Genomic DNA, 18,045 nt, shown 5'->3' with positions numbered 1-18,045 from the left:
TCCGATGTTCATCTGGACTTTCGGCGACGTGATCGGCGTCGCCCTGCTGGGCACATGCGTCCTCATCGGCGCCGCAGCCGCGACCGTCCTGGCCGCCAAGGCCGCCGCCCGCCGCATCCGTCGCACCTTCCGCAACCTCTGGAGTCGCTTTCATGGCTAAGGCCCGCACGCTGTCCCCGTTCTACACCAAGCGCATGCAGCGCATGGCCGTCGCCGCATCGCGCACCAACGATCTGCCACTGATCCTCGCGGTCACCAGCGAGATCAAGCGCGCCCTGCGCAAGCGTGCGTTCTTCCACCTGATCCGCCACTCGTGGCCGGCGCAGCGCACGGGCGTCAACTACGCCGCCATCGACACCAACCTGGGACTGATGGCGCGCTTCTCGTGAGCATCGTCTCCACAGTCCGCGACCGCGTACTCGCCTCGTCCCCTACCGCTGCGGCGGAGGGGGCCTTCGAGGTCATCAACGCGCTGCAAGACCTTCACCCGGCCCGCCAAGTTCTCGCACTGGCCGCCGCGCTGAAGGTGACCGCAGAAGTTCTGGAGATCGACCCACGCGAGCTGCTGAGCATCGTGGATCGCATGCAGAACGACTGCCACTTCCGCAACGAAAACACCTTCTCTGCCGTAGCCGCCTACGTGGCCGGCGAGATCAAGCAGAGGTTCACCTGAAAACCCCAACCGAACTCCTACGGGACGCCTACCGCGAGCTGGATGAAACCGGCTCGCTGTCCCTAAAGACCCTGCGCAATCTCCACACGGCCGGCATCGACACCGCCGTGTTGACTGCAATCTCAAACCCCTACCCGGAAGACTGAATGGCACAGAAGAAGTACCCGATCCTCAACACCCCGAAGGGTGTGGCCGTATGGCCGAACCTCAACGCCCCGGACACGAAGTTCAAGCCCGAAGGCGAGTACACCGCACGACTGGCGTTCGATCCGAACCTGCCCGAGGTGCAGCAGCTCATCGCCACGCTGGAGAAGGTGCGCGACGAACTGTTCGAGGAGTTCAAGGCTGAGAAGCCGGCTCACAAGAAGTTCGAGGTCGCCCCGGTGTTCACCGAGGAGCTGGACAAGGACGGCGAAGAGACCGGCCGCATCACCATCAACTTCAAGATGAAGGCGAGCGGTGTCAGCAAGCAGACCAACAAGCCGTGGTCGCGCAAGCCCGCGATCTTCGACAGCAAAGGCAAAGAGATCAAGAACCCGCCGACCATCGGTGGCGGTTCCACACTCCGTGTTGCCTGCGAGCTGGGCGGCGGCGGTGTGCCGAGCGCCAAGAAGTTCTACCTGTCCCCGAAACTGGTCGGCGTGAAGCTGCTGGAACTGGTGACCTTCGGTAGCAAGTCCTCGAAAGAGATGGGCTTCGACGAAGACGAAGGTGGCTACGAAGCTGACGACGCACCGGCACCGAGCACGTTCGGTGGCGAAGACGACGCCGGCAGCGACGAGGACACCAGTGGCGGCAGCGGGGACTTCTAAGTTCCTGACACCGGGCATGAAGCCGGAAGCGGTGGTGGCGGGACATCTCGCCACCATCCACATCCCACTCGAACCTCTGCCTGCATCCCGTCCCCGCGTCACTCGCTGGGGCACCTACATCGCAAAGCCGTACAAGCAGTGGATCGACGCTGCACTCGAAGTAATCCCCGAGGGAAACCTCTGGCTCGATAAGAACCGACCCCTCCTCGTTGTGACCACGGCCGTCTGCACGAAGGCCCGCACGTCCAAGCTGTTCTTCCCCCGTATGGATGTAGACAACACCGCCAAGGCGGCACTCGACATCATCACGAAGATCGGCGGCTATTGGGCTGACGACAATCAGATCGTCCACCTGGTCACGACCAAGCGATTCGCCGCTCCAGGCGAAGCCGCATACACCTCCGTAAGCATCTACTCGTTGTGAAACTCAAGGCCCTCGACACCATCGAGCGCGTCTTCGTCACCTGTTCCATGACCGCTCCGTCCGCCGACATCGGCGTTGCGGAACTGGCGAGCGCACATCGCCGCCAGGGTTACTCCGAGATCGCCGTTCACTACGTCATTCGACGGGACGGCCGTGTGGAGAAGGGTCGCGACGAAAGCGTGCGTGGTGCTGCTGCGCCCACCCATGCATCCAGCTCTCTACAGGTCTGCCTCATCGGCGGCCTTACGGAGTTTCTGGAGACCAAGGGGACTTTCACACCCGAGCAGATTGAGGTGCTGCGGAACGTCAAAGAGCTGCGTGGCTTGCCGCTCGTGTTTGGTCACGAGCCACCCCTCCTCGCCCTCAAAGAACTCCTCAAGGAACCCTGATGAACCTCCCGCTGCAATCCCGAACCGTGCTCTCGCACCTCCGCGCCGAGTCGCACATCACCTCCTGGCAAGCCGAGGGTGTCTACCGCATCCGCCGCTTGGCATCCCGCATCGACGAGATCGTTGCGGCGGGCTACGACGTAATCAAGACCGAGGCGAAAGACGCCACTGGTCAGCGATACATCCGCTATTCCCTCAGCGCAACGCAGAAGCGTTACGCCGGCCCGATCAATCCGCCGCGCGCCAAGTGCATCCGGCTGACGGTCGAGCACATCGAAGAAACCATGCGCGACCTCGGCCACTGCGAGTGCGCCATCGACCGCCTCATCTCCCGTCTCAAGGAAACTGCATGACCCAGGTTGCAACAACAATGCGCGCCGCGTTCGAGAAGGCCGCCGCTGCACCCAAAGCAAACCGCATCAACCGTCTGCTGGTCAGCTCCGCGCTGCGCCGCAAGGTCGGCCTGGTGACCCGCAAGACCATGTGGTCAATCCAGCGTGGAAACCGCTGAGTCCGAGCTGGTCTCGAAAGGCTCTTGCGAAGACTGCGGTTCCTCTGATGCGTGTGCCCTCTATTCCGATGGGCACACGCACTGCTTCTCCTGCGGCAAGACCCGCCAGGGCGACAGCACCCACACGCCACAACGGAGCAAGCGCATGTCCGCTGAGTTTCTGCACGGACAGTCCCAGGCTCTAACGAAGCGTGGGCTGTCAGAGGATACCTGTGCCAAGTTCGGCTACAAAGTCGGAGAGCACCACGGGAAGCCAGTACAAATAGCCAACTACATGCGCGACGGTGAAGTGGTTGCGCAGAAGGTTCGATACGCCGGAAAGGAGTTCAACGTCCGTGGATCACTCAAGGGTGCCGGCCTGTACGGTCAGCACCTCTGGAGTCCCGGCCGCCGCATCGTCATCACCGAAGGTGAGATCGACTGCCTCAGCGTAAGTCAGGCGCAAGAGAACAAGTGGCCCGTCGTGTCCGTACCAAACGGTGCTCAAGGCGCGAAGAAGACCATCGCCCAAGAACTTGAGTGGCTGGAGAAGTTCGAGGAGATCGTCCTCGTGTTCGACATGGACGAACCTGGTCAGACCGCTGCGCAAGAGTGCGCGCTGCTGTTCACACCGGGTAAGTGCAAGATCGCGCACCTGTCGATGAAAGACCCGAACGATCTGCTGCTGGCCGGTAAGGCCCGCGAGATCATCACGGCCATCTGGAACGCCAAGGTGTTCCGCCCCGATGGCATCGTGACCTTCGGTGACATCAAAGAGAAGGCGCTCGCCGCGCTCACTCAGGGACTCCCCTGGTTCCTGCCATCCCTGACCGCCTCCACATACGGCCGCCGCTACGGCGAGGTGTATGCATTCGGTGCGGGCACGGGTGTCGGCAAGACAGACCTGTTTACGCAGGAGATCGTCCACACCGCCGTGACGCTCAACGAGAAGGTCGGCCTGTTCTACCTGGAACAGCCACCCGTCGAGACCGGCAAGCGTGTTGCGGGCAAGCTCGCTGGTCGCCGCTTCCATGTGCCCGACGATTCGTGGACACAGGAGGAGCTGACCGATGCGTTCGAGAAGGTCGAAGCCAGCGGCAACGTCTTCATGTACGACTCATTCGGTAGCACGGAGTGGTCTGTAGTCCACGCGAAGATGAAGTACCTCGCCGCTGCTGAAGGCGTGAAGCACTTCTACCTCGACCACCTCACGGCTCTTGCGGCTGCGGAGGAAGACGAGCGCAAAGCTCTTGAGCAGATCATGGCCGACATCGCCTCGTTCGCTCAGGCATACAACGTCTGCTTCTACCTGATCTCGCACTTGGCAACGCCGGAAGGCAAGCCACACGAAGAAGGTGGGCGAGTGATGATCCGTCACTTCAAAGGCTCCCGCGCGATTGGCTTCTGGAGCCACTTCATGTTCGGCCTGGAGCGTGACCAGCAAGCGGAAGACATCAACATCCGCCAGCACACCACGTTCCGCATCCTGAAGGATCGCTTCACCGGCCAGGCCACGGGCAAGACCATCGGTCTCGGCTACGACGTGGAGACCGGCAGGTTGTTCGAGCAGGAGCTGGAAGAAACCCCGATGTTCCCACCGGAGCCAGGGGAAGGCAGTCAAGACTTTTGACTGACCCCGCTGCAACGACTCACGAGTTCTACATCCCCATGGACGCACCGGCACTTGCTGGTGCGTCTGCATGTTTCCCATACGCAGTCCCCATGACCGCATCCGATGCAGCCCGTCGATTCCCCGAGGGCGGTAGGCGTGTGCGCGTAACCATCACCGTCGAGGAAATCACATGAAGCTTTACATCGAACTGCTGCTGGCCCGCCTGTTCCCGTTCACCGTCGATTCGATCACCGCGCGCTTCGAGAAGGACGTGCAGAACCTGGAAAAGCTGGCCCTGGATCACCGCGCCGCTGCCGAGTCGCATACCGAAATGGCGCACGACTTCCTGGACTTCGCTGACGCCGCACACGACGAAGCCGACCGCGCCACGCGCATCGCTGCCCGCGTCAAAGCCCTGATCGACTAAGCCCTCGATGCTCATATTTGATATTGAGACCAACGGCCTCCTTGAGGAAAAAGACGGCAAGCCGCCGATGGATACGATTCATTGCATCGCAATGCGCGACATCCTGAAGGGCATCACGTATAGGGCCAACGATCACGGATCGAAGCTGAGCAACGAGGCTGCAATTTGCATCCTGATGGAAGCCCCGGACATCTGCGGGCACAACATCATCGGCTTCGACATCCCTGCGATCCAGAAGGTCTATCCGTGGTTCAAGCCGAAGGGCCGTGTGTGGGACACGCTCATCATGTCCCAACTCATGTTCACCGATCTGTTCAACGATGACATGAAGCGAGTCCGGCAGCACGAGAAGGACGCCGCTGCCGGTCGGCGCATTGCTGGTATCTACCCGAAGAAACTCATGGGCAAGCACTCGCTTGAAGCGTGGGGCTGGCGCATGGGCGTCTGGAAGGGCGACTACTCCGACATGATGAAAGCCAAAGGCCTCGACCCTTGGGCGGAGTGGAATCAGGAGATGGACGACTATTGCGTCCAGGACATCCGCGTCACCGCCAAGCTGTACGACAAGCTGATGGCGCAGGGTTTCAGCGAAGACAGCATCCGCCTGGAACACGACATCGCCCCGATCCTTCGGCGACAGGAGACTTACGGTTTCTTGTTCGACAAAGCGAAGGGTAAAGAGCTAGAGGTGACGCTGGTCGGCCTGCGTGCCGAGCTGACCGAGAAGCTGCGCGCTGTCTTCCCGCCTTGGGAAGCAAAGAACGGCATCCTCATCCCGAAGCGTGCCAACAAGTCGAAAGGCTACGAGGTCGGTGTTCCCTTCCAAAAGTGGAAGACCATCACCTTCAACCCCGGCTCACGCGCGCACATCTGCGACCGCTTGAAGCACCTTTACGGATGGACTCCTACGGAGTTCACCGAGGCCGGCACGCCGCAGATGGACGAGACCACGCTCGAAGGTCTGAAGTATCCCGAGGTGCCGCTGCTGATCGAATACCTGACCGTTGCGAAACGGATAGGACAGCTCAGCGAAGGCAAGCAAGCGTGGTTCAAGGCAGTAAAGGCGGACGGCCGTATCCACGGTCGAGTGAATCAGAACGGCGCTGTCACCGGCCGAATGACGCACTCCGCGCCCAACATGGCGCAGGTACCCTCCTCCGGTTCCCTGTATGGCCCTGAGTGTCGAGCGTTGTTCGGTGTGCCCAAAGGGAAGAAGCAGGTAGGCGCGGACGCCAGCGGCCTTGAGCTGCGATGCCTCGCGCACTTCATGGGCCGCTGGGATCACGGCGCATACGCGAAGGTCATCCTGGACGGTGACGTACACACGACCAACCAGATCGCTGCTGGCCTCCTCACCCGCAACGAAGCCAAGACCTTCATCTACGCCTTCCTCTACGGAGCTGGCGACGCGAAGATCGGCTCGATTGTCGGCAAGGGCGCGAAGCGTGGTGCCGAACTGAAGGCTCAGTTCCTTAAGGGACTGCCGGCACTGGATGCGCTCATCAAGGCCATCCAGCAGACCGTCCGCAAGCAGGGATACCTGAAGGGCCTCGACGGCCGCAAGGTGCATGTCCGTAGTGCTCACGCTGCACTGAACACTCTCCTCCAGGGTGCCGGCGCAATCGTGATGAAGAAGGCTCTCGTGCTACTTGATGAGCGTCTGCAAGAGAACGGCTTGATCCCCGGCATCCACTACGAGTTCGTCGCCAACGTGCATGACGAATTTCAGATGGAGGTCGATGAGGAACTTGCCGAGACCGTAGGTGCCGCCGCTACCGATGCGATCTTCCGCGCCGGTCAGCACTATGGCTTCCGTTGCCCACTGGCCGGCGAGTTCAAAGTCGGCAACAACTGGCACGACTGCCACTGAGGCAGAGCGCCACACCGGCAAGCCGTCTCCTTGCACTGACGAAGCACCGGGCGAAGAAGCGGGGCATCCCATTCGACCTCACGATTGAGGACGTGGTGATCCCCGACTTCTGCCCGGTGCTGGGCTTACCGCTGTATCGCAACACTGGAGGACTGGCTCAAGGCCCGAACTCCCCATCCCTCGACCGCAGCGATCCGACCCTCGGTTACACGAGGGGCAACGTCACGGTCATCTCCTCCAAAGCAAACGCCATCAAGAGCAACGCAACTCCCGAGGAGCTGCTGCGTGTGGCCGCCTATTACCAGGAGCACCGATGAAGTCCTGCAAAGACTGCAAGTTCTACCAGCGCGCACCCGGCTATCCCTCCGAGTACGACCAATGCACACGGAAGCACACCGAGGCCCACGTGCCTGATCCTGTGATGGGAGGCACGAAGCGGGTATGCACGACGCCGATGTCCGGCTTCGTCCGCTGCCACGACGAGCGCACCGCGTTCCGTCCGTGGAAGTGCGGCAGCAAAGCGCGCCACTTCCAACCGAAGGTCTCGACCCCCGAGGACTACCACTGGTGAAGGCCCTGAAGTTCATCTTCGGTGGCCTCATCGACACCATCAAGCAACGCAGGGTCATCAAGTCCCGCGAGCGTGCCGCGCTGCACAGCCTACGTCTCGCGAAGATTCAAGCGCAGATCGCGGCGGTGCAAGCCTACATGGGTCGGCCATGACCAAAGTCCTCTACTACCTCGCGGCCCTCCTGATCCTCGTCGCTCTCGGCGCGGGCGCATACGGAGTCTATTCGTATCGCTCGATGACCACGCGCGTCGAGAAGCTGGAAGAAACAGCTCAGCAGTACGACGCACTCACGCAGCGGTTCGACGCCTTCTCAAAGGAGGTCGCCTACCGCCGCGACCTCGACCCACTGATCCGCACCAACCGGGATCGCGTCACACACGAACTGGAGATAACCGCCCGTGAAGATCAGCCCACTGCTGCTTTTCTTGATACCCCTCTGCCTGCAGGGCTGCGCGAAGCATACGACCGTGCGAAGCAGCAACGCCTTCCTCTCCCCGACCGTCATTGAGGGCCGCCACGCATCCCTAGATGCCCTGGTGGACGACCCCAAGAGCACTGGTGGAGACCTATTCAACTTCGCCGGTCAGGCGGAAGACGCACTGCTTCGCTGCAACGCGGACAAGCAGAGCGCAACCAACGAACTGAATCCCAAGGAACCCTAATGCCCCCTAAGACAACGAAGGAAGCCCTGCTTAAGCAAGTGGCCGATCTGAAAGACGCTGTGACCAACATGAAGGAACCGCGCACGCTGAAGGCGGCCGGCGAGCTGACGGTTCACCACATCGACCTTCACCGTGGCAGTGTCGATATGCACCACGTCGATCACATGCGCGAGCACCTACGCCGTGATGTAGCACGCCACATGGCCGAGGAGCTGATTCGCAGTGGCGCAATCAAGTTCTCCGAAACGCTCGAAGACGACTACCGCCGCTTCGCGAAGGTACTGCGCGTCTCAGGTTCGTTGCAGGTTTGCTGACGATCCTCATTGACGCCGACGTACTCCGCTACCAGCTCTCCTTCAAGAACACGAAGACGGTGAAGTGGGAAGACGAAGATGACGGCGCTGAGGTGGTGACTGCCGAGGTCACTAACCCTGAAAAGGCGAAGGCCGACCTGGACGACTACATTGAGGAGCTGCTGGAGAAGTTCGGCACACGCCACTTCCTCCTGCCCCTCTCGGTAAGCACCAACTTCCGCAAGTCGATCCTGCCCACGTACAAGGGCAACCGCACGAAACCAAAGCCGGCCCTGTGGAATGCCGTGGATGGATTCCTCCACGAGCTATACCCCGAGAAGATCATCACCCGAGAGTACCTCGAAGGCGATGACATCCTCGGTCTCTTGGCGACCATGCCGAAGCCCCGGCTGTGCCCTGGCAAGCGAATCATCGTGTCCATCGACAAGGACATGCAGACGATCCCAGGCCGCCTGTTCAATCCCGGCAAGCCCGACATCGGTATGGATGCCAACACGCTCGCAGAGCAAGCCGGCATCCAGCAGGGTGAACTGGAGATGGGCCTCGCTGAGATCGAGCGCACCGTCATCAACGACATCGAAACGTCGGGTATGCGCGGACGCTTGGGCCTCGGCCTGAAGCACCTCGTGGCAACCGGCAACGTGCTGATGTACGTGCCTGACGACGGCAACGCCAAGATGTATCCGCTGTCCCGCTACGTTGTTGACCGTGACGGCATGGGTTCTGTGCTGGAGATGGTCACCCTCGATAGCGTCGCCCCATCAACCATGGGGACGGAGCTGAAGGCCATCCTCGGCCTCGACAAGAACAAAGGCGCGACGAAGGACGCTGGCCCTGAGCAAGATGTGGAGCTGTATACCCGCATCTACCGCGAGGGCGAGCTGTGGCAGGTATACCAGGAAGTGAACAGCAACATCGTTCCCGGCTCCCAGGGTTCCTACCCCATCGACGCGTGCCCCTGGATTCCCCTGCGGATTCCAGAGGAAGACGGCGAGGACTACGGCGCTGGTCTGGTCTACGACTACTACGGCGACTTCGATGCATTGGAGAAGCTGAGCAAGGCAATCCTCAAGGGTGCCGCAGCAGCCGCCAAGGTTCTGTGGGCACTGGATGAGAACGCCACGATCCGACCGACGACCATCACTCAGGCCGAGTCTGGTGACGTGCTTCGGTTCAAAGCCGAGCAGCTCAAGTCCGTGTCACAGGAGAAGTTCGGCGACTTCAACTTCGTGGGTCAGCATATCGACAAGCTGATTACTCGATTGGAGATGGCGTTCGGCGTTCGCACGTCGATTCAACGCAGCGGCGAGCGAGTCACTGCTGAGGAAATCCGTTACCTGGCTCAAGAGCTGGAAGACACCCTCGGTGGCATCTACTCGATCCTCGCAGAAGACCTTCTACTTCCCCTGGTTCGCCGCATCATGGATCGCCTCACCCGCGCCCATCGACTCCCCGATCTGCCTCCAGGTCTCATCAAGCCCCGCATCGTTGTCGGCGTCGCCGCACTCGGCCGTGGGCAGGACATGCAGAAGCTCATGGAATGGGCACAAGCAGCGCAGCAGGTTCTCACACCGCAAGTGTTCTCACAGCGTGTGAATCCAGGCGAGCTGATGGCCCGTATGGGCGCTGCATCCGATCTGACCATGAAGGGCCTCATCAAGACTGATGAGCAGCTCCAGCAGGAACAGCAGACCGACACCATGCACCAGGCCGCCATCCGTGCAGCCCCAACCATCGCAGGTGCCGCCATGGCACCACCAGGAGATATGAGTGGCCAACAGTAACCCAGTGACCGACACGCCGGCTGATCCGGCAAAGACCAAGCCGGTCACACCAGCTCCCGTGAAGACCCCGAAGGACACAGCGAAGGCCGAGGCCGATCCGCTGGAGAAGTTCAAGTCCGAGTCGAACGGTCTCACCATCTACAACTTCAACCACTGAGCCTTATGACCGAAAAGTCCGAGATCACAATGACCATCGAGAACCCGGTCGCCGAAGCTACTTCCACGGAAGCCGCTGCTGCAACCGAGGTCACGTATGGTGGCTTCAAGACCGTCGAGGAGCTGGTCGCCGCTCACGCCGAACTGACCGCAAAGCAGACGGCCACGCCGACCGCTGAAGAAGCTGCCGCCGCCGCTGCTGCTGCGGAAACCAAGCCGGCCCTGGAGATTCCAGCGGGCGACGAAGGTGCACAGAAGGTTGTCGAGGGCGCCGGCCTGGATTGGGCTGGCCTCAACACCGAGTACGCCGAGACGGGCAAGCTTTCCGAAGAGACGTATGCCTCGCTGGAAAAGGCCGGCATCCCGAAGGCCGAGGTGGACACCTACATCCGTGGCAAGCAGGCCGAAGTCGATGCATATGACGCGGCTGTCTACGGCACCGCTGGCGGCAACGAAGCGTACCTTGGTCTGATCGAATGGGCGAAGGGCAACCTCGCTGAAGCCGAGAAGATCGAGTTCAATTCCGCTGTCACGTCCGGCAACCCAGCTCGCGCAAAGATGGCCGTCGAGGCCCTTGCTGCGCGCCATGCTGCGAAACGTGGCGCCCCTCCGGGGTCACTGCTGAATGGCAAGAAGGCTCCCACGGGCGCCGCGCCATTCAAGTCCCAGGTCGAGGTCACCGCAGCGATGCGTTCTCCTCAGTACAAGAACGACCCGGCGTATCGCGCTGAAGTCATGGAGCGGCTGCGCCACTCCGAGTTCTAAGCCCCGCACTGCCCCTGTAGTAACCCACTGGATGAAATAGGCCCGTGTGCAATGCCGCAGGGGAATTTCATTCTCCCTTCCATAAGGAAATCTCAAGAACAAAATGGCAAACGCTGTACCGAATCGTCTTGGTCAAGTCCAGAATGCTGGCGACGACAAGGCGCTGTTCCTCAAGCAGTACGCGGGTGAAGTCCTGACCTCGTTCATGGACGAGTACAAGCTGGCCGGTCATGTGACCGAGCGCAACATCTCCCATGGCAAGTCGGCCTCGTTCCCGGCCATCGGCACCATCGGTTCCGAGTACCACGTACCGGGCACCGAGATCACCGGCCTGAACGTGCAACACAACGAAGTGGTGATCGGTCTCGATCCCATGCTGATCTCGCATGTGTTCATCCCGAACATTGACGAGGCCATGAACCACTACGACGTGCGTAGCGAGTACACGAAGCAGCAGGGCCTCGAACTGGCAAAGCAGCGCCAGCTCAACGAAATCCGCTGTGCGATCCTGGCCGCGCGTATGACCACCGGCCCGGTCGATGGTCAGCCGGGTGGTGCGATCATCAAGGCTGCGACGATGGGCACCGATGCGTCGTTGCTGGCTGCTGCGATCCGTCAGGCTCGTCAGACCTTCGACGAGAAGGACATCCCGGAAGAGGATTGCATTGCCGTCCTGAAGCCGGCGCAGTGGTATCTGCTGACCCAGGTGAAAGACTTGGTGGATCGTGACTTCAACCCCACTGCGGGTGCGTCGCTGTCGCAGGCCGTGATCGAGTCCATCGCTCGCATCAAGCTGCTGAAGACCAACCACTTCCCGAACGCTGATGACTCGGCGAACGCGAAGATTCAGCTCTCCCGCCGCGCTGACTACAGCAAGTCGGTCGCTGCTGTGTTCCACAAGAGCGCAGTCGGCACGCTGAAGCTGCTGGACTTGGCATTGGAAGATGCCTACGACGCACGTCGCCAGGGCACCCTGATGCTCAGCAAGTTCGCGCTGGGCCACGGCCCGCTGCGTTCGGGCGGTGCGGTCGAGATCGCAATCGTCTAAGCAGTACCCCCTCAACCCGTCACGTCCCTAACCGGCGTGGCGGGTTTTTTTTGTCTACCGGAGACTTATGCAACTCACCGCAACCACGGAGCTTGAGGCTGTCAACCAACTGCTGAAGGCAGTGGGCGAGACTCCCATCAACACGCTCGACAACATGGGCTTCACCGACGCCTCGATTGCGCGCGATACGCTGCGCACGAAAGCACGCGAGATTCAGTCACGCGGCTGGTACTTCAATCGCGACTACAACTATTACTTCACCCCGGCCTCTGACGGCCAGGTTGTGTTACCTCAGAACGTCATCGCGCTGCGCCCATCGACGGCAGAGTCACGCCGTATCGTCCCGCGTGGCGGCAAGCTCTACAACGCAGACGACAGCACCTATGTGTTCGACGCCGACAACGGCCCCGTCGCTGAGGTGATCTGGATGTTCGACTTCGAGACTCTCCCCGAGTCCGCGCGTCGCTACATCACCGTCAAAGCGGCCACGCAGTTCCAGGCGCAGTTCCAGGGCAGCGAGCAGTCCTACGGGTTCACCCAGGACGACGAGCGGTTCGCACTGGCAGTCCTCGCCGACGAGGAGCGGGCCTACGAGCCGAAGGGCAACATGTTCAACGATGCGGCCGAAGTGTCCGAAGTCTGGACTCGCTCGTAATGCCATTGGTCTCTGGAACTATCCCGTCGATGATTGGCGGGGTCTCCCAGCAGGACGCCTCTGTGCGCCTGATGTCGCAGATCGAAGCGGCAATGAACTGCGACCTTTCCCCTGCACGCGGTGCTGGCCCTCGGCCGCCCGCGCAGTTCGTGAACGTGCTTGGCTCCGACATCCCTGACAACGCGTTCTTCCACAGCATCATCCGGGACTCCCGCGAGCGGTACATCGTCGCTATCTATCCCGGCAAGGTTCGCGTGTTCAACCACGAGACCGGCAAGGAGTACGTGGTCATCGTTGACCAGGCGTCCCTGTCGTACCTCACGACCCAGCAGAACCCTTGGGAGTCCCTTCGAGCCGTCACGGTCGATGACTACACCTTCATCGTCAACCGCGATGTCCGTGTGGCCCTGGCCGACACGTTGACCCCCGGCAGTGTCACGGGTTCCGTCCAGACCTTTGAAGACCTCCCGAAGATCACCGATCACTACGACCGCATCGGCGTCATCTACGAAGTCCGTGGTGACTCTCAGAACTCCTTCGACAACTACTTCGTGCAGATGGAATCCACGATGGTATGGCGAGAGGTGCCCTGTCCGGGACAGAAGGGAACGCTCGACAAGACCACGATGCCTCACGGTCTCAAGCGAGTCCCTGACTCCATCAACCCGGACGGCTTCTACTTCACCTACGGCCCGCTCGAATACGACACGCGCTATGCGGGTGACGACAAGTCCAGCCCTGCCCCGTCCATCGTCGGGCAACGCCTGGGTGACGTGTTCTTCCATCGGGATCGTCTTGGTCTCGTGGCGAGTGCCGGCAACGTCGTGATGTCCGAGATCGGGCACTACTTCAACTTCTGGCGCACCACGGTCACCTCGCTGCTGGACTCCGACGTGATCGACGTGAACGCACCCACTGAGGGTGTGGCGGAGATGCTGCATGTCTGTGCCTATCAGAAGGCGCTGATGATCTTCGCGTCCGGCAAGACCTCGATGTTCCAGCTCACTGGCACGCCGACGCTGACACCGAAGACGGTGAAGATCGACCCGGTGACCACCTACCAGGTGTCGCCGACGATCAAGCCCTTGCTGGCAGCGAGCAGCCTGTTCTTCTTGGACGACAACGCCGCGAAGCCCTGGAGCACTGTGCGGGAATACTTCGTCTCCGACGACACCGTGACGCCCGAGGCGGCGAACATCACCGCTCACGTTCCGTCCTACGTCCCCGGCAAGACCCGATGCATGGAAGCGGCCAGTGATGCCGACATGCTGTTCCTGGCTCACCAGTCGCCCACAGGACCGCAGGTGTTCGTCCACCAGTACAAGTGGCAGGGCGATGAGAAGCAGCAGTCCGCATGGCACCCATGGACTCTCGTGGGCACCGGAGCGGTACTGCACATGCACTCCATCGGCACCATGCTCTACCTCGTGACCAAGGCACCGGCCGGCGGTGCGGAGCTGCTGACGATGGACTTGAGTACGTCCCCGACGTACCCGCCGATCTCCAACACCTTCGACATCCATCTCGACCGGCGTCAGACGGCGCAGCCTGTGTATCAGGCGTTCGGTAACTACACCGACATCACCGTCCCTCTCGTGCTTCCAACCCTCACGGCCCTCACCGTCCTCAAGACGACTGACTGGCCCTCACCGGGCACGTACCTCGACCTTCGCAGTGCAACGCTGGTGAATGGTGGGCAGACGATCCGTCTTCCTGGTCGAGTGGACACTGGACGTGTCGTCGTGGGCTACCGCTACAACCGAAGCATCACGCTGAGCCAGCAGTTCACGCGGGATCAGAACAACGTGGCGAAGCTCATCGGCCGTTTGCAGATCAAGCGGATGACCGTGCGGTTTAACGACGCTGCGTACTTCAAGACCCAGGTGACCCCCAAGGGTCGCAGCACGGCCACCGATTCAATGGTGCCGCTACTGGAGAGCACGTTCGCCGGCCGTTCCGCTGGTGACGCTGCGTTCCTCACGAACACCCCGCAGGTTCAATCGGGCACCTACAGCTTCCTCGTGGCCTCGCGCTCCGACCAAGTGAACGTGTCCTTCGTCACCGACTCGCCTTATCCCGCCTGGTTCCAATCCGTGCAGTGGGAGGGCCTCTACACCAGCAAGGTACAGCAATGATCCTGACGATCCACGCGCCCACACCCGAGGCGCTCAAGCAGATAGCCGAACGTATGTGCGCGGAGGATCGTGCCGAGATCGAAGCAAGCCGAGGCGGTGATCCACTGGATGTCCTGACGGAATCCGTGGGGGCCAGTAGAGAGTCATACGTCGCATGGTGGGACGGCAAGCCGCAGGCAATGTTCGGTGTTGCCGACTTCACCTACGACACAGATCACGGCGTTCCCTGGATGCTCTCCACGGGAGCGCCGCCTGCGCGTGTCGCACGCCAGTTTATCGCTGCATCCCGGAAGTACGTGGCCGCATGGCTACCGATGTACGTCCGCCTTTTCAACATGGTCGATCTGCGGCACCTCCGCGCTCAGCGGTGGCTGCTGTCTCTCGGCTTCCACGCCGCACGGGTGCATGACATCCACGGCTACCCCTTCATCGAGTTCGAGGCTTCACCAAACTAAGATGTGCTACGTCGCCATTCCGTACATCGTCATGGCCGTTGCCGCAATCGGCACCGCCGCCTATGCCGCTAACCAATCGAAGATCGCTACCGAGCGACAGATGAAGTTTGCGCAGGAGCAGACCGACCAGGGTGCTCAAGCTCAGACCGACGACCGCCTCAAAGCGGCCCGTGAACAGCGCGCAGCAGCGCGTGCAGCATCCGCAGAGTCCGGTGCATCCGGCAACTCCAGCGACGCAATCCTCAACGACATCATGATGCAGTCAGGCCGTGACGTATCTCGCATCGAGAAGAACCGTGAGAACGGTCAGCTCGAAACGCAGCAGCAGGCTCGCAGCCGCTACTCCGAGATCAACGGTCAGCTCGTCGCGAGTGTCGGCAGTTCCGCAGCAAGCGCCTACGGTGGCTATTCGTCCGCCGCATCCAAGACGCCAACCATCACGCCTGACGGCAAGAAGCCCACCTAACCCTTGAGGAACCTACATGCCTCGCTTTGAAGCACAACGCATCACCTCGCGACCGGCCGTAGATTCCTCGCAGTCCGCCAACGTCGCCCTGCCCGTACAAGCTGACCTCAACGCCGTTCGCGGCCAGGGCAGCGCGATGTGGGGCCTCAGTCGCGCACTCGGTGACGTGGCGAACACCATGGCGCAGAAGAACGCCCGTGACGCTGCCAACCAGAAGGAGGCGCAGGACGCGTCCGACAAGAAGGCCGGCGCCACGCACGCTGCCGAGTTCAACGTTAGTGGTGCGGATCAGACCGAGTGGCTGAAGCAAGCCAGCGACGTAGCTAAGCAGAGCTACGAGGAGACTGACGGCATCAATGCCGTGGGTCGCTTCCAAGACCAACTACAGGAACCACTGGCAAAGCTGGAACCAGGTGCGGACATCGACGGGTTCCTGAAGGAGCATGCCGAGCAGTACATCGCCGACAACAAGCTCGACGGCAAGGCACGCGACACCTTCATGGTGGGCCTGTCCAAGTCGCAGGACGACATCAAGCAGGCGTTCCTCAAGCAGTCGATCAAAGAGTCGATGAAGCGCGAGGAGGACGGCGCGTCCGCCATGCTGGTCGATGGACTGACCAAGGGGAACATGACGACCCCCGAGGGCTACGCCGCGTGGCGTGCCTACAACGCCAACAAGGGTATGACCGACGACGAGCTGGACACCATCGCGGTGAACTCCGTCAAGGCGTCGCTCGCATCCGGTGACATCGACATCGCCAAGGGCATGTCCATCCTCCAGACCTCGACCGGCAACGGCCGACCTGTGCTGGCTGACATCCCGGAACACAAGGAAGAACTCCAGCTCGCCGCCAAGCGCGGACAGGCTGTGCAGGAGGACCGTGCGAAAGCCGCTCGCTATGACCAGGAAGTGCAGGACACCGTGCAGGTGGACGCACTGGCCGACAAGGGCATCCTGGGGAAAGCCCGTGCGCTCGCATGGGGCAAGGCGAACGACAAGTCGGCCGCTGAGGTCGCCTCGAAGCTCAACTCGTCCCGCGAGGCTGCGGAGCGACAGTCCGACAAGATGGCGAAAGAGCAGCGTCAGCGTGACGCGATGCTCCTGTGGAACAACCACGATCCTCTCAGTGAGAACCGTGCGGGCTTCTCCGCCGACGAGATCGCTAAGGCCGGCGACACCACGTTCACTGCGGCTCTCCAGGCCGGCGACCCCAAGCAGGTTGCTGCCGTCGTGGATCACGCCATGCGCAGCGGTGCCCCCATCCCGGCTCTCAAGGGAATCCTGTCGAGCACTCTCGATCCCAGCAATCCCCAGCAGGCCACGCAGTACGCGCAGCTTGTGGATCGCATGTTCAGCATCTCCCCTGCCCGCGCCTCTGCGGAGCTGGATAGCAAAGCCCTCGCGAGCTACACGCAGTACAAGCAAGCGAAGCTCCTGGGTGCTGACGACGCGCAAGCGTGGTCGAAGGTGAAGATGGGGACGAACCTCGACTCCGAGACGATCACCAAGAACGTCACTGACGCGATGAAGCTGGTGGCGAAGGATGCCCCCAAGGACTTCACATCCGAGCACTTCTGGCAGTCCAACACGCCCATCGCAAACCTGGGTGAGCTGGACACGGCCTACCGCCTCTCCGTCAAGGACATGGTGGAAGCCGCTGCTTCTCCCGAGGTGGCCGCCAAGGCCGCGCTGACCCGAGTGCAGTCCTCCTACATCCGTGTGGGCGACCGCATGGTGCGCAACTACGGCACGGGTGACGGCATGGACAAGCAGACCAGCGAAGCCATGACTGAAGCCAGCAACATGTGGAAGGGCAAGCTCGTCGAGAAGAATGTGGTCGGCAAGGATGATCCGGTGATGTTCGCGCCGATCCCTGGAGCGCCGAACACCTGGCGGCTGACCTACTTCGCTGCTGGTGGTGTCCCACTGCCTGTGACCCACGAGGTCACGAGGGTCGGCGACGACGGCAAGGAGCACACCAGCACCGAGTTCGTCGATGTCATCCCTTCAGCCGCTCGCGTGAACTACGCGGCGTGGAAGAAGCAGGAGGACGCTAAGCGTGTCACGGTGGAGCAGTTCGCCAAGAACAATGAAACGACCATCCCGGAAGGCGGCCTGACCGCTGCGAACGTCGCCAAGATCAATGCAGCGATGAAGACCTCCGACGAGAACTGGTCGAAGCCAGCAGCTACCGAACTCCAAGAGTACGGCAAGAAGAACTGGTTCGACCCGGCCAACGTTGCCAAGCGCACGAAGGTCTCGAACTTCCTCAACGATCCCTCCAACCACTCGCAGTCCTTCGCGGACTTCATCACCAGCAACCACTAACGAGGTAC

At 61.3% G+C, this 18,045-nt stretch carries 25 protein-coding genes; all 25 read left to right on the top strand.

Going from position 1 to position 18,045, the window contains the following annotated elements:
• Positions 1-4 precede the first annotated feature (4 nt).
• The 25 genes from HDE77_RS00655 to HDE77_RS00535 all read left to right on the top strand — a co-directional run bounded on the left by HDE77_RS00655 (position 5) and on the right by HDE77_RS00535 (position 18,037).
• A complete protein-coding gene (locus HDE77_RS00655; protein WP_184415148.1) occupies positions 5-160 on the top strand; it encodes a hypothetical protein in 156 nt (51 codons plus the stop codon).
• Positions 153-389 carry a hypothetical protein gene (locus tag HDE77_RS00650; RefSeq protein WP_184415146.1) on the top strand — a complete coding sequence of 79 codons (237 nt, stop codon included), beginning with the start codon at positions 153-155 and terminating at the stop codon, positions 387-389. Before HDE77_RS00655 ends, HDE77_RS00650 begins: the two co-directional genes overlap by 8 nt.
• On the top strand, positions 386-673 hold the full coding sequence (locus HDE77_RS00645) for a hypothetical protein (RefSeq protein ID WP_221444058.1): 288 nt from the start codon (positions 386-388) through the stop codon (positions 671-673). The genes HDE77_RS00650 and HDE77_RS00645 overlap by 4 nt, the downstream gene beginning before the upstream one ends.
• Before the next feature lie 146 nt (positions 674-819).
• Positions 820-1,485, top strand: coding sequence for a hypothetical protein (locus HDE77_RS00640; RefSeq protein ID WP_184415144.1), 666 nt, complete (start codon positions 820-822; stop codon positions 1,483-1,485).
• A 16-nt stretch (positions 1,486-1,501) separates the two neighbouring features.
• Positions 1,502-1,909 (top strand): RusA family crossover junction endodeoxyribonuclease, encoded by a 408-nt coding sequence (locus tag HDE77_RS00635; RefSeq protein ID WP_184415142.1) that lies wholly within the window; start codon positions 1,502-1,504, stop codon positions 1,907-1,909.
• Positions 1,906-2,298, top strand: a complete 393-nt coding sequence (locus tag HDE77_RS00630) for an N-acetylmuramoyl-L-alanine amidase (protein ID WP_184415140.1) — start codon at positions 1,906-1,908, stop codon at positions 2,296-2,298. The genes HDE77_RS00635 and HDE77_RS00630 overlap by 4 nt, the downstream gene beginning before the upstream one ends.
• A complete protein-coding gene (locus HDE77_RS00625; RefSeq protein WP_184415138.1) occupies positions 2,298-2,651 on the top strand; it encodes a helix-turn-helix domain-containing protein in 354 nt (117 codons plus the stop codon). Before HDE77_RS00630 ends, HDE77_RS00625 begins: the two co-directional genes overlap by 1 nt.
• Positions 2,648-2,809 (top strand): hypothetical protein, encoded by a 162-nt coding sequence (locus tag HDE77_RS00620; protein WP_184415136.1) that lies wholly within the window; start codon positions 2,648-2,650, stop codon positions 2,807-2,809. The genes HDE77_RS00625 and HDE77_RS00620 overlap by 4 nt, the downstream gene beginning before the upstream one ends.
• 145 nt (positions 2,810-2,954) lie before the next feature.
• Entirely contained in the window at positions 2,955-4,418 is a 1,464-nt protein-coding gene (locus HDE77_RS00615; protein WP_184415134.1) for a toprim domain-containing protein, read from the top strand.
• A gap of 172 nt (positions 4,419-4,590) precedes the next feature.
• Positions 4,591-4,827: a hypothetical protein gene (locus HDE77_RS00610; RefSeq protein ID WP_184415132.1), complete on the top strand. Its 237-nt coding sequence runs from the start codon at positions 4,591-4,593 to the stop codon at positions 4,825-4,827.
• A 7-nt stretch (positions 4,828-4,834) separates the two neighbouring features.
• The gene (locus tag HDE77_RS00605) at positions 4,835-6,697 is read left to right on the top strand and encodes a DNA polymerase (protein WP_255482463.1); all 1,863 of its coding nucleotides are present in this window, start codon (positions 4,835-4,837) and stop codon (positions 6,695-6,697) included.
• A gap of 92 nt (positions 6,698-6,789) precedes the next feature.
• Complete coding sequence (locus tag HDE77_RS00600; protein WP_184415130.1) at positions 6,790-7,014, top strand: hypothetical protein; 225 nt, start codon at positions 6,790-6,792, stop codon at positions 7,012-7,014.
• Positions 7,011-7,268, top strand: a complete 258-nt coding sequence (locus tag HDE77_RS00595; RefSeq protein WP_184415128.1) for a hypothetical protein — start codon at positions 7,011-7,013, stop codon at positions 7,266-7,268. Before HDE77_RS00600 ends, HDE77_RS00595 begins: the two co-directional genes overlap by 4 nt.
• On the top strand, positions 7,265-7,420 hold the full coding sequence (locus HDE77_RS00590) for a hypothetical protein (RefSeq protein ID WP_184415126.1): 156 nt from the start codon (positions 7,265-7,267) through the stop codon (positions 7,418-7,420). The genes HDE77_RS00595 and HDE77_RS00590 overlap by 4 nt, the downstream gene beginning before the upstream one ends.
• The gene (locus tag HDE77_RS00585; RefSeq protein ID WP_184415124.1) at positions 7,417-7,776 is read left to right on the top strand and encodes a hypothetical protein; all 360 of its coding nucleotides are present in this window, start codon (positions 7,417-7,419) and stop codon (positions 7,774-7,776) included. The genes HDE77_RS00590 and HDE77_RS00585 overlap by 4 nt, the downstream gene beginning before the upstream one ends.
• 153 nt (positions 7,777-7,929) lie before the next feature.
• Positions 7,930-8,244 carry a hypothetical protein gene (locus HDE77_RS00580; RefSeq protein ID WP_184415122.1) on the top strand — a complete coding sequence of 105 codons (315 nt, stop codon included), beginning with the start codon at positions 7,930-7,932 and terminating at the stop codon, positions 8,242-8,244.
• A complete protein-coding gene (locus HDE77_RS00575) occupies positions 8,238-10,028 on the top strand; it encodes a portal protein (RefSeq protein WP_184415120.1) in 1,791 nt (596 codons plus the stop codon). The genes HDE77_RS00580 and HDE77_RS00575 overlap by 7 nt, the downstream gene beginning before the upstream one ends.
• Entirely contained in the window at positions 10,015-10,185 is a 171-nt protein-coding gene (locus HDE77_RS00570) for a hypothetical protein (RefSeq protein WP_184415118.1), read from the top strand. Before HDE77_RS00575 ends, HDE77_RS00570 begins: the two co-directional genes overlap by 14 nt.
• Positions 10,186-10,190: 5 nt before the next feature.
• A complete protein-coding gene (locus HDE77_RS00565) occupies positions 10,191-10,949 on the top strand; it encodes a hypothetical protein (RefSeq protein ID WP_184415116.1) in 759 nt (252 codons plus the stop codon).
• 103 nt (positions 10,950-11,052) lie between these two features.
• Positions 11,053-11,997, top strand: coding sequence for a phage capsid protein (locus HDE77_RS00560; RefSeq protein WP_184415114.1), 945 nt, complete (start codon positions 11,053-11,055; stop codon positions 11,995-11,997).
• 67 nt (positions 11,998-12,064) lie between these two features.
• On the top strand, positions 12,065-12,652 hold the full coding sequence (locus HDE77_RS00555) for a hypothetical protein (protein ID WP_184415112.1): 588 nt from the start codon (positions 12,065-12,067) through the stop codon (positions 12,650-12,652).
• Entirely contained in the window at positions 12,652-14,787 is a 2,136-nt protein-coding gene (locus HDE77_RS00550; RefSeq protein WP_184415110.1) for a hypothetical protein, read from the top strand. Before HDE77_RS00555 ends, HDE77_RS00550 begins: the two co-directional genes overlap by 1 nt.
• Entirely contained in the window at positions 14,784-15,242 is a 459-nt protein-coding gene (locus HDE77_RS00545) for a hypothetical protein (RefSeq protein ID WP_184415109.1), read from the top strand. The genes HDE77_RS00550 and HDE77_RS00545 overlap by 4 nt, the downstream gene beginning before the upstream one ends.
• A 1-nt stretch (position 15,243) precedes the next feature.
• Entirely contained in the window at positions 15,244-15,708 is a 465-nt protein-coding gene (locus tag HDE77_RS00540; RefSeq protein ID WP_184415108.1) for a hypothetical protein, read from the top strand.
• 16 nt (positions 15,709-15,724) lie between these two features.
• On the top strand, positions 15,725-18,037 hold the full coding sequence (locus HDE77_RS00535) for a hypothetical protein (protein WP_184415107.1): 2,313 nt from the start codon (positions 15,725-15,727) through the stop codon (positions 18,035-18,037).
• Positions 18,038-18,045: the final 8 nt, after the last annotated feature.

Origin of the sequence: Rhodanobacter sp. MP7CTX1 (assembly GCF_014205795.1) — a bacterium.
GTDB lineage: Bacteria > Pseudomonadota > Gammaproteobacteria > Xanthomonadales > Rhodanobacteraceae > Rhodanobacter.
The sequence above is the reverse complement of the archived record's forward strand: the minus strand, read 5'-3'. Positions and strand labels throughout refer to the sequence as shown.

What these genes read in the sequence shown, in the direction of transcription:
- HDE77_RS00625 (WP_184415138.1), top strand. Translation starts at nt 2,298, where the DNA reads ATGAACCTCCCGCTGCAATCCCGAACCGTGCTCTCGCACCTCCGCGCC.
- HDE77_RS00555 (WP_184415112.1), top strand. Translation starts at nt 12,065, where the DNA reads ATGCAACTCACCGCAACCACGGAGCTTGAGGCTGTCAACCAACTGCTG.
- HDE77_RS00585 (WP_184415124.1), top strand. Translation starts at nt 7,417, where the DNA reads ATGACCAAAGTCCTCTACTACCTCGCGGCCCTCCTGATCCTCGTCGCT.
- HDE77_RS00610 (WP_184415132.1), top strand. Translation starts at nt 4,591, where the DNA reads ATGAAGCTTTACATCGAACTGCTGCTGGCCCGCCTGTTCCCGTTCACC.
- HDE77_RS00535 (WP_184415107.1), top strand. Translation starts at nt 15,725, where the DNA reads ATGCCTCGCTTTGAAGCACAACGCATCACCTCGCGACCGGCCGTAGAT.
- HDE77_RS00550 (WP_184415110.1), top strand. Translation starts at nt 12,652, where the DNA reads ATGCCATTGGTCTCTGGAACTATCCCGTCGATGATTGGCGGGGTCTCC.
- HDE77_RS00605 (WP_255482463.1), top strand. Translation starts at nt 4,835, where the DNA reads ATGCTCATATTTGATATTGAGACCAACGGCCTCCTTGAGGAAAAAGAC.
- HDE77_RS00580 (WP_184415122.1), top strand. Translation starts at nt 7,930, where the DNA reads ATGCCCCCTAAGACAACGAAGGAAGCCCTGCTTAAGCAAGTGGCCGAT.
- HDE77_RS00635 (WP_184415142.1), top strand. Translation starts at nt 1,502, where the DNA reads ATGAAGCCGGAAGCGGTGGTGGCGGGACATCTCGCCACCATCCACATC.
- HDE77_RS00655 (WP_184415148.1), top strand. Translation starts at nt 5, where the DNA reads ATGTTCATCTGGACTTTCGGCGACGTGATCGGCGTCGCCCTGCTGGGC.
- HDE77_RS00545 (WP_184415109.1), top strand. Translation starts at nt 14,784, where the DNA reads ATGATCCTGACGATCCACGCGCCCACACCCGAGGCGCTCAAGCAGATA.
- HDE77_RS00620 (WP_184415136.1), top strand. Translation starts at nt 2,648, where the DNA reads ATGACCCAGGTTGCAACAACAATGCGCGCCGCGTTCGAGAAGGCCGCC.
- HDE77_RS00615 (WP_184415134.1), top strand. Translation starts at nt 2,955, where the DNA reads ATGTCCGCTGAGTTTCTGCACGGACAGTCCCAGGCTCTAACGAAGCGT.
- HDE77_RS00595 (WP_184415128.1), top strand. Translation starts at nt 7,011, where the DNA reads ATGAAGTCCTGCAAAGACTGCAAGTTCTACCAGCGCGCACCCGGCTAT.
- HDE77_RS00640 (WP_184415144.1), top strand. Translation starts at nt 820, where the DNA reads ATGGCACAGAAGAAGTACCCGATCCTCAACACCCCGAAGGGTGTGGCC.
- HDE77_RS00565 (WP_184415116.1), top strand. Translation starts at nt 10,191, where the DNA reads ATGACCGAAAAGTCCGAGATCACAATGACCATCGAGAACCCGGTCGCC.
- HDE77_RS00540 (WP_184415108.1), top strand. Translation starts at nt 15,244, where the DNA reads ATGTGCTACGTCGCCATTCCGTACATCGTCATGGCCGTTGCCGCAATC.
- HDE77_RS00560 (WP_184415114.1), top strand. Translation starts at nt 11,053, where the DNA reads ATGGCAAACGCTGTACCGAATCGTCTTGGTCAAGTCCAGAATGCTGGC.
- HDE77_RS00650 (WP_184415146.1), top strand. Translation starts at nt 153, where the DNA reads ATGGCTAAGGCCCGCACGCTGTCCCCGTTCTACACCAAGCGCATGCAG.